The organism is Candidatus Palauibacter scopulicola (genome assembly GCF_947581915.1).
Classification (GTDB): Bacteria; Gemmatimonadota; Gemmatimonadetes; order Palauibacterales; family Palauibacteraceae; genus Palauibacter; species Palauibacter scopulicola.
Genome location: NZ_CANPWG010000044.1, coordinates 1 through 8,427 on the forward strand (window position 1 = coordinate 1; position 8,427 = coordinate 8,427).

At 71.0% G+C, this 8,427-nt stretch carries 7 protein-coding genes; all 7 read right to left on the minus strand.

What is annotated here, in order from left to right:
* Positions 1-807: DUF222 domain-containing protein (locus RN743_RS08350; RefSeq protein ID WP_310778794.1), on the minus strand; the 807-nt coding region annotated here is incomplete at its 3' end.
* Positions 808-1,073: 266 nt separating this feature from the next.
* Positions 1,074-1,829, minus strand: coding sequence for a S8 family serine peptidase (locus RN743_RS08355; RefSeq protein ID WP_310778797.1), 756 nt, complete (start codon positions 1,827-1,829; stop codon positions 1,074-1,076).
* Entirely contained in the window at positions 1,826-3,484 is a 1,659-nt protein-coding gene (locus RN743_RS08360) for an ABC transporter ATP-binding protein (protein ID WP_310778800.1), read from the minus strand. Before RN743_RS08360 ends, RN743_RS08355 begins: the two co-directional genes overlap by 4 nt.
* 26 nt (positions 3,485-3,510) lie before the next feature.
* Complete coding sequence (locus RN743_RS08365) at positions 3,511-4,620, minus strand: hypothetical protein (RefSeq protein WP_310778803.1); 1,110 nt, start codon at positions 4,618-4,620, stop codon at positions 3,511-3,513.
* On the minus strand, positions 4,617-4,961 hold the full coding sequence (qhpC, locus tag RN743_RS08370) for a quinohemoprotein amine dehydrogenase subunit gamma (protein ID WP_310778806.1): 345 nt from the start codon (positions 4,959-4,961) through the stop codon (positions 4,617-4,619). Before qhpC ends, RN743_RS08365 begins: the two co-directional genes overlap by 4 nt.
* Positions 4,962-4,972: 11 nt before the next feature.
* A complete protein-coding gene (peaB, locus tag RN743_RS08375; RefSeq protein ID WP_310778809.1) occupies positions 4,973-6,412 on the minus strand; it encodes a quinohemoprotein amine dehydrogenase maturation protein in 1,440 nt (479 codons plus the stop codon).
* Complete coding sequence (peaA, locus tag RN743_RS08380; RefSeq protein WP_310778812.1) at positions 6,409-8,133, minus strand: quinohemoprotein amine dehydrogenase subunit alpha; 1,725 nt, start codon at positions 8,131-8,133, stop codon at positions 6,409-6,411. The genes peaB and peaA overlap by 4 nt, the downstream gene beginning before the upstream one ends.
* Positions 8,134-8,427: the final 294 nt, after the last annotated feature.

Genomic DNA, 8,427 nt, shown 5'->3' on the forward strand with positions numbered 1-8,427 from the left:
ATCCTCGAGCCACGCCCCGAGCGCGTCGTGCCGCTGCTCCCCCTGACTCAGCCGGAGTCCGGGCGCAGGTGCGGGCCCGGGTGCGGGCGTCGGCGCGGACGTCGGCGGGTCCGGCTCCCCGATGGCGGCGTCCGCCTCGCGCGCCGCCTCGCGCTCCGTAGCCGCCTCCGCCTCCCGCTCCATGGCTCGCTCCTGGCGGTAGATCTCGTCGGCGGCCGCATCGAGCGCCTCCACGAGCAGGGCGCCCACTTCGGGCAGGAGCAGTCCCCGGACCTCGTACATGCCGTCGTCCGTCATCCGAATCGTCAGGTGCCGGCGCGCCGCCAGCTCCGACGGCCCGTCCAGCTCCGCGTAGGCCGTCTCCGCGCTCCTCCACGCACGCACGAGACGCTCCACCTGGCTCGCCGTGTGGTGGAGGGCGAACTCGACCAGCCGTGCCTCGTTCTCGGCCGTGGCCACGCGCGTCATCGCCCGGACCTTGGACCAGGAGAGCCGCCCCTTCTCCATCTGGGCGGAGGTCAGGGGCAGGTCGGCGAGGCAGCGGGCCGCCCGCAGCCGCTCGCGGGCCGCGCCGAGGGAGATGCCGGTGCGCCAGTTCAGCCAGTGGGCGCAGGAGCGCCACCCGCTCCAGAGTTCCTCCTCGTCGTAGGTGCGCAGCAGGGTCAGGAGCCGGTACAGGCCGGCGTCGAGATGGGCGCAGAGTTCGGCGATCGCGTCGCCGACCGGGTCGCCGGCCAAGGCGGCAGGGTGCGACCCGTCAGCGTTCGGGGCGTTCGGCGTGTCGGGCGTGTCGGGCGTCACATGCATGGCGTTTTCATCCGAATCTCAGGGTTCAGGGGCACGCGGAGCGGCACCGCTCACGATTCGCTCACAACTCCGGTTTCATACCCCGATCTTCGGTAAATATTCGGGCCATGTCTCAACGCCGTCTCAACGCGGTCCTTCAGTCGATCTCGCCCCATCTTGACCGATTTCGACGGATCTCGACGCGCGGGACGTTCCGGCGGGAACGCCGGAGGGCCGGTTAGAGGGTTGCTCAGCCTCGAAAATCCTGAAATCTGAGCATCGGCTGTTCATTTTTCACGAGAATGGACCGACGCCGGGGACTCCAGCGACTCCAGCGACTCCAGCGCCTCCAGGGCCTCCAGGGCGGCGAGGGCGCCGGGGCGGCCGCGGGCTTGGGGGAAGAGGTCGAGGGCGAGGGCGATGATGCCCGTCGCGTTGGCGACGGCGAAGCTGATGCCGTTGAGGTTGTGGGTGGGGGGGACGCCGGGGATGGGGCGCGGGTAGCCGGACGCGTACAGGACCCGGCACCCGTCGCGGCGGCCGACGCGGACGCTGTGCCGGGGCAGGTCCCAGTCGAGGCACACGCCGAGGGCGCCGGGGAGGCTGCCCGGGAGCTGACGCTGTCCCTCGTGCGAGAAGGCGGCGATGACGAGCGTTCCGGCCCGCGCGGCGCGTTCGACGGCGGGCTGCAGCACCTCGATGCGGCTCTGGCGGGGGGTTCCGAGGCTCAGATTGGCCAGCCGGCAGCCGCGCTCCGCGGCCCAGTCGATGGCCTTCGCCAGCGTCCGGGCGCTCGTGGCCAGCTCGTCGTGGAAGACGCGCGCGACGTGGACCCGCGCGCCCGGCGCCTTCTCCTGGATGGCCGCGGTGACGGCGGTCCCGTGGCCCAGCCGGTCCGTCAGGTCGTCGTGGGCCCGCCCGTCGGGCGCCAGCGCGATCCCGCCCGCCAGCAGTCCCAGGTGCGGGTGCCCTGGGTGCACCCCGCTGTCGATGACCGCGATCGAGACCCCGCGCCCCGTCCGGCTCCGCAGCGGCTCCCTCACCCGGCCACCCGGCCATCGCGGAGCTCCACAACGCGCTCCGCCCGCCGCGCCAGTTCGGGGCGGTGCGTGATGAGCACCGTGGTCCGCCCCCGCATGAGCGCCGCGTAGCCCTCCAGCACCCGCGCCTCCGAGGCTGGGTCCAGCGCCCCCGTCGCCTCGTCGAACACGAGCACCGCCGGGTCCGCCAGGAAGGCCCGCGCCACCGCCACCCGCTGCCGCTCCCCGGCGGAGAGCTGCCGCCCCCGCTCCCCGACCACCGTCCCGGCCCCCTCCGGCAGCGACGCCAGCAGCCCGTCGAGCGCCGCCGCCGCCAGCGCGCCACCCACCTCCAGGTCCGTCGCGTCCGGCTTCGCGTAGCGCACGTTCTCCGCGATCGAGGCGTGGAAGATGAACGGGTCCTGCTCCACCACGGCCACGTTCCGCCGCACGTCGGCCAGCGCGAGCCCCCGCAGGTCCCGCCCGTCCAGCAGCACCCGCCCTCCGTCCGGGTCGAGTTGGCGCGAGAGCAGGTCCGCGATCGTCGACTTCCCGCTCCCGCTCGCCCCCACGAGCGCCACCACCTGCCCGGCCGGCACCTCCAGCGACACCCCCTCCAGCACCTCGCCGCCCCGCCCGAAGCCCAGCCGCACGTCCTCCAGAGTCACAGCCCCCGCGGCCCGCCCCAGCCGCTCCGCCCCCTCCGCCTCCACCACGTCCAGCGGCGTGTCGAACAGTTCATGGACCCGCACCAGCGACGCCCGCGCGCTCGCGAGGTTCGCGTACAGCCCCATCAGCGCCTGCACCGGAAAGAGGAGCCGCATCTGGTACGCCATGAACGCGACGAACGTCCCCAGCGTCGTCGCCTCCGTGATGACCCGGTAGCCCCCGTACAGGAAGACCGCCGCCGTCCCCGTCTGCAGCAGCACCCCCGGCAGCCCCCCCGCCAGGTACGTGTACCGGCGCATCGACAGCAGCGCCCCCACGAACCGGTCGTTGTGGCGCCCGAAGCGCGCCGCCTCCCGCTCCTGCGCGTTCGACGCCACCACCGTCCGCACCCCCTGCAGCGTCTCGATCAGGAAGCTCCCGATGTCCGCGCTCCGCTCCCGCAGGTGTCTCACCCGTCCCTCCAGCCGGCGGCGGTATCGCACCAGCGCCCACAGGCTCGGCGGCAGCGCCACGAGCCCCGCCAGGAACAGCCGCGCGTCGAGGTAGACGAGCATTCCCACCGTCCCGATCAGGAAGAGCACGTTCCCGAACAGCCCCAGCGCCGCGTCCGCCGTCACCCGCTGGATCTCGCCGATGTCGCTGTTGATGCGCGAGACGATGTCCCCGAACGGCGTCCGCGCGTAGAACCGCGGCGAGAGCCTCTGCAGGTGGCGGTAGAGCGCCAGCCGCATGTCGAACAGGATGCCGGCCGACACCCGCGTGTAGCGCATCCCGCTCGCCACGTTCGCCCCGAAGCCGAGGAGGGTGATCCCGATGAAGAGGCCGACGATCCTCAGCAGGAGAGGGAAGTCCCCGCCCAGGATCGCGTCGTCGATCATCGCCTTCGACAGGTAGGGGAGGGCGAGCCCGAGCGCGGTGCCGGCCGTGGAGAGGAGGACCACGGGAAGCAAAGCCCCCGCGTACGGTCGGACGTAGGCGAGGGCTCGGCGAAGGTGCGGGTCCCGGATCACGCGGACCTCACGGGATCACCCGGGAATCAGCCCGGATCGGGCACCACGACGACGCTCGTCATGTCCGCGTCCAGCGTGACCGTGCGCAGGAACTCGAACGTCTCCTCGTCGTAGATGTCGATCGTGCTGCCGGCGTTGTAGACGTAGAGCTTCGTGCCGTCGGCGCTCGGCATCAGCGCCATCCGCGGCCGCCCCGCGAAGGTGACGCGCCCCGCCACCCGCCGGCCTTCGAGATCGAACTTCCACATCTCGTAGTGCCCGATCTCGGACTTGAGCCCGTACCCCTTCGTCCCGTCCGGCGAGAGCACGAACGACACCCCCTCAGCCGGGCCGATGGGGTGGAACTCCACGTCCTGCCCCGCCAGGTCCACCGTCGCGATCCCCATGAGACGGCGGTTCTGGAGCGGGTCCGTCATGCGGAAGAGCCCCGTGTAGATGCCGTCCTCCTCCTGGTAGGGACTCCGGCCGAAGGGAAGCCGCATCTCGCCCAGTCCCGGCTCCAGCGGCTCCGAGATCTCCCAGCGGTCCACCTCCTCGTACGTCTCCGAGTCGACCGCGATGAGATCGTCCGTGAACATGTAGAGGAGATCGCCGTCCGGAGAGAAGCGGAAGTTGGCGGAGCGGCGCGACTCGTCGTCCGGCCACGGGATCGTGTCCGTCACCTCGTACGTCGTGAGGTCGAAGCGCAGGATGGTGGGCTCGTCGATCTTGTACCGGTCCGCGAGCTTCGTGCGGCTCTGCACGAACATCGCCATCCACTCCTGGCTCGGGTGGACCTCGTAGGAGCGGATCCACGTCCGCGTCGCGCCCTCGCTCAGCGTGAACTCCCCGACCGACTCCTTGGAGGGGAGCGCGATGATCTCGATCGTCTCGAAGAACGGGTCCATCACGTAGAGGCGCGACCGGTCCTCGGAGACGTCGAGACGGAGGGAGATCGGACGCTTGACCGGGATGCGGTCCACGACCTCCTCGGTGGCCTCGTCCCAGACGATGACCTCGTTGCTGTAGTTGCCCATGTACCAGTGGGCGTTGCGGCCGTTCTCCTGCGCCTCCAGCGCCGGAGCGCCGGTCAGGGCGCCGGCGAACGCGACGACGGCGGCGATGCCCCGCAGGCGGACCAACGGCAGGCCGATCACGGGAAGACGAGGTCCAGCTTCCGCCAGTCCTTCTGGGCGGACGCGCACTGCGACGTCCAGTCCGGCGAGTGGTTGAGCTGGTCGGGCACGTGCGCCGGCCAGAAGCAGGCGAGGTGGCAGTCGAACAGGTCCCGCTCCACCGGCTGGCAGAGCCCCGCGGTGCCGCCGGTCGAGTCCACCTCCCAGCCCGGCGCGAACACGAGCGAGCAGCCCAGCGGAATGTGCGGCCCCTCCGGCCGGCTCTCGAGCCCCACGACGTCCATCTCCGCGTCCATCTTCTCGCGGACCGCCTGCGCCTCGATGCGCCCGGCCTTCTGGTTGATCGGTTTCAGGTGTTTCACGGCTCCCCCCGTTAATGGTCGAAGCGGGCCAGGTACTCCGGGTTCCGTTCCGACAGCTCCCCGTAGATCTCCAGGCACGTGTGCGTCCACGTCCGCACCCACGTGCAGAAGTGCAGGTTGGGCGCGGTCGTCTCGCCGGTGCGCGTGTGCGCTTCGTGGTAGCAGCCGCCCGAGCAGATCGGCCGCGCCCAGCACGTATGGCAGTCCGTCTTGTTCTTGATGTGGTGATCCTCGAGGAAATCCTTCTGCCGCTCTCGGTCGATCCCCTCGGCGACGGTCCCGAAGCTGTGGTCGTTCGAGTAGGCGAAGCGGTGGCAGAGCGACACGTCCCCCCCCGTCGTCACCCCCATGAGCCCGAGCCCGGCCCCGCACGGGTACGCCTTGCTCACGCCCTTGTGGATCTCCTCCAGCGTGTCCTTCACGTTCGAGAATCCGTGGTGCCGGTTCTCCACCGCCTGCTCCAGCCAGTCGCGCGCCAGTTCCCCGAACTGGCGCAGCATGCGGTCGTAGCCCTCGTCCTCGATCTCGTAGTCGCGGCCGGAGGACGTCGTGACCGGGGCGAAGCCCACCTCCCAGAACCCCATCTCCTCCGTCAGGTGCTGGTAGATGCGGTGGATGTCGAGGTTCTCGCGCGTGAGCGTGACGCGCGCCCCGATCGGCCGGGTCTTGTGCCGCTTGAGGAGTTCCTTGATCCGGGGCTTGACGGTCTCGTAGGAGCCCTTGCCGCTGTGGAAGACCCGCATGCGGTCCTGCATCTCCTTCGGGCCGTCGATGGAGACGGTGACGCCGATCTCGTTGTCCGCCAGCCACTCGATGATGTCCGGGCGGAGAAGTGTCGCGTTCGTCGTGAGGCTGAACTCGAGCCGCTTCCCCTCCTCCTCGGCGCGGCGGCGGGCGTAGGCCACCGTGTCCTGGAGGACGGGGAAGTTGAGCAGCGTCTCGCCCCCGAAGAAAGTGAGGTGCGCGACCTCGATGGGGCCCGACTCCTTGAGCAGGAACTCCACGCTCTCCCGCGCGGTCTCGTCCCCCATGAACTTCGGGTCGTCCGTGCAGGTCGTGTCGACGATCTTGTCCTCGCCGTACTCGTAGCAGTACGTGCACGCCAGGTTGCACTTGTTCGTGACGTTGAGGACCATCGTCGTGAGCGGGAAACCGTCGGGCGGCAGGTCGTTCGCGACCTGTTCGACCGGCGCCCCCGCCTCCCCGATGGCGCGGATCTGCCGCAGTTCCAGCAACCCGTCGTGTACGCGCTCGGCGGAGTAGCGGTCCGAGAGCGAGTTCACGACCTCGCCCGGCGCGCGCGGCCCGTAGCTGAGCAGGTCGAGGATCGCCGAGGACGCCGCGTCGATCCGGAAGATGCCCGCCGAGGGGACGAGATAGAGGAACCGCTCGCCCGCCGCCTCGAAGGCGTGGAACTCGCGCAGCGCCACTTGGCCGACGGGTTTGATCATGGCACCAGCCTCCCTGCCGGAACGCCCTGCCACGGATCGAACTTGAGATACAGCGGCACCGTGACGATGAGGTGGGCGCGGGCGCGGAGGCCGCCCTCGTGGGTCGCGACGACCCACACGTCGCCGACGTTGTTCCGGTTGCCCGCGCGGTCGGCGTTCGGGCCGTCGATGGCGGGGGTGAAGATCCCGTCCGGCCCCAGCGCGCCGACGTAACGGATGTCGTCGTCGTCGAAGGTCGCCGTGTATTCCTCCATGCTCCACGTCACCGGCACGCGCCCGAGCCGCAGGTCGTCCTCCGTGTTCGGCTCGCCGTCCGGGCCGTCGTCCCACCCGATCGCGTCGTAGGCCTGGTACCCCTTCGGGAAGGCGCCGCCGCCGATCCGGGCCATGCCCGCGCGCGGCGTCACCTCGAGGCGGTCCACGCCGTCGTGCACCTGGATCGCGTCCGCCAAGCTCACGCCGCCCACGAACAGGTCGCGCCCGCCCACCGCCGCGCCCTCGTCGACCGAGACGCGGAGCGTGACCCGGCTCCCGTCGCCGCCCGCCGCCGACTCGACCCGGACCCCCGGCCCGAAATCGAACTCCGCCGGGTCGGGATTCGCCGGCAGGCCGACGCCGTGCACCCGGACTTCCGCGGACGACGATCCGGCGCGGACCGCAGGGGGATGCACGCCCGACACGACCGGGCCGCCGCCCGCGCGCGTGAGCGTCACGTCGGGGCCGAACTCGTCGTAGGCGCCCGAGAACCAGCGGCCCGTCATCCGCTGCCAGCCGCGGTCCACCGTCATCACCTCGCGCAACTCGTCCGCGCCGCCGGGGTTCGACCGGCCCCGCCACTGGTAGCCGGTGTAGACGATGGACTGTCCGCCGCGGCTCACCCGCTCGCCCGACTCCGCGTACGTGTACGAAGCCTGGGAGCGGAACTCGTCGGGCGCGTCGCCGGCGGTGATCTCCACCGTGCCGAAGATGCGGCCCTTCCCGGGCTCGAACCCCGCCAGCGCCCACGTGCCGGCGAGGCGCGGCGCGCGCATCGAGGCCGACCACGCGGACCATTCGGGCGTCTCGAGGGGGAAGGCCTCGGAGAGGTGGTCGATCGCCTCGTCCACCGGCTGGGGTCCGTCGCCCCCGCGCTGGAAGCCCTGGAAGTCGACGAGCGGGTAGAGGCCGCGGTGCGTCGCCATGAGGAGTTCCCACTCCTCGCGCGTGCGCCGCTGGGTGATGACGCGGCCCATGCTGTGGCACTGGATGCACGTGTTCTCGACGTCGCGGTCCGCCTCGTAGACGTGCTCGATGAGGCGGCGCTCGACCTCGAAGCGGCCGGGTTCGAGTTCCTCCGGGGCGAGGCCCTGGCGGTTGGAGAGGTAGCGCACGACCTCGCGCGCTTCGTCCGGGCCGAGGGAGACGTCGTTGAGCGCCACCATGCGGCGGACCGACGTCTGCCACCCCTCCGGCGTCTTCCGTTCGTAGGAGATCCGCGTCATCCGCCCCTCGTCGTCGCGCTCGTGGCAGCGCTGGCAGCGGCGGATGATGATCTCGTGCTCGATCGGATAGCCCGCGTCGTCGTCCCCGGCCGCCGCCTGGACCGGAGCGGCGCTCGCGGGGAGCGGGCTCGCCGGCATGCCCGGGACCGCGGGCGCCGCGCGGGCGGCGACGATGGCCGCGGCGCCGATCGCCAGACCGGCTGCCGCCAACGCGCTCTGTCGGGACGCTCCGTGATTCATCCGTCCTCCGTTCAGAACCGGGTCCATTGTGCGCCGCTCCCGGCACGGGCGCCAGTCGCAACGGCGGTTCTCCCCCCGAAAACGCCTCGCGCCCGGAGGGGTCGCACCTCTACCTAACCCCCCAAAATTGGGGGGTAGCCACCCAATTTAAGTAGTTGTGCCGCAACGGGTTGTGGACGTATTAACCGTCGCATGCGAAACGATAATCAGGCCGGCCAGGCGCTTGCGGACCCGGTTACATTGAGCAGGCAGGCAGGCAGGCAGGCAGGCAGGCAGGCAGGCAGGCAGGCAGGC